The sequence below is a fragment of the Rhodococcus sp. EPR-134 genome (assembly GCF_001647205.1).
In the GTDB taxonomy this organism is placed as follows: Bacteria; Actinomycetota; Actinomycetes; order Mycobacteriales; family Mycobacteriaceae; genus Rhodococcus_F; species Rhodococcus_F qingshengii.
Genome location: NZ_LVCT01000236.1, coordinates 1 through 830 on the forward strand (window position 1 = coordinate 1; position 830 = coordinate 830).

Annotated in this window: 1 protein-coding gene and 1 pseudogene; one reads left to right on the forward strand and one right to left on the reverse strand. The window is 64.1% G+C overall.

What is annotated here, in order from left to right:
* Positions 1 to 234, reverse strand: a pseudogene (locus A2J01_RS10300) (glycogen debranching protein GlgX); the annotation flags it as partial.
* 51 nt (positions 235 to 285) lie between these two features.
* On the opposite strand from A2J01_RS10300, the gene A2J01_RS10305 reads away from it, so the two are divergent.
* Positions 286 to 830 (forward strand): ABC transporter ATP-binding protein (locus A2J01_RS10305; RefSeq protein ID WP_082900837.1); only part of this gene is annotated, 545 nt, incomplete at its 3' end.

Genomic DNA, 830 nt, shown 5'->3' on the forward strand with positions numbered 1-830 from the left:
AATTCCGTAACGCTGCCCCGCACCGATCCCGGAGATGATTCCGTGCCAGATTCCGTACGTGTGTTGCCGAAGTTCGACGCGATCTTCGTTTCCGTCCTGGTCGATCAGGCAGATCTGGACGCTCGACGCAGCTGGGGCGTGGACCGCGAACTGGGTTCCGGAGTCCACGATGTGGGCGCCGAGTGGGAACGGAGACCCGGGCGTCGGGGTGTGAGTTTCGATGAGAGGCGACACGTAAGATGATCCTGCCGTGAACGGCCGGAGAATGTGCGGGAAGATGTTCGGGTGCCGCTACCTGATCCAGATCTGCTCATCGATTTCGACAACGTACTCATCCGTCGGGGAGGGTCCACTCTCGTGGGGCCCGTCACCTGGAAAGTGGAGCTGGACGAGCGATGGGTGGTGCTCGGACCCAACGGTGCCGGCAAGACCTCGCTGCTGCGCATCGCGGCCGGTGAGACTTTCCCGACCAGTGGTTCTGCCCACCTCCTTGGCGAAGTTCTCGGCAAGGTCGACGTCAACGAGTTGCGCCCGCGAATCGGTTTGTCCTCGTCGTCGTTGGCGAACCGCGTGCCCGGCGACGAGAAGGTCAGCGACCTCGTCGTGTCGGCGGGCTACGCCGTTCTCGGTCGGTGGCGCGAGGAGTACGAATCCATGGACACCTCGCGCGCTGTGGAGATGCTCGAAAGCCTCGGCGCCGAGCACCTGGCGGATCGGACGTACGGGACGCTTTCCGAAGGCGAGCGCAAGCGCGTCCTCATCGCGCGAGCCTTGATGACCGATCCCGAACTTCTTCTCCTGGACGAGCCCGCCGCCGGGCTCGATCTCGG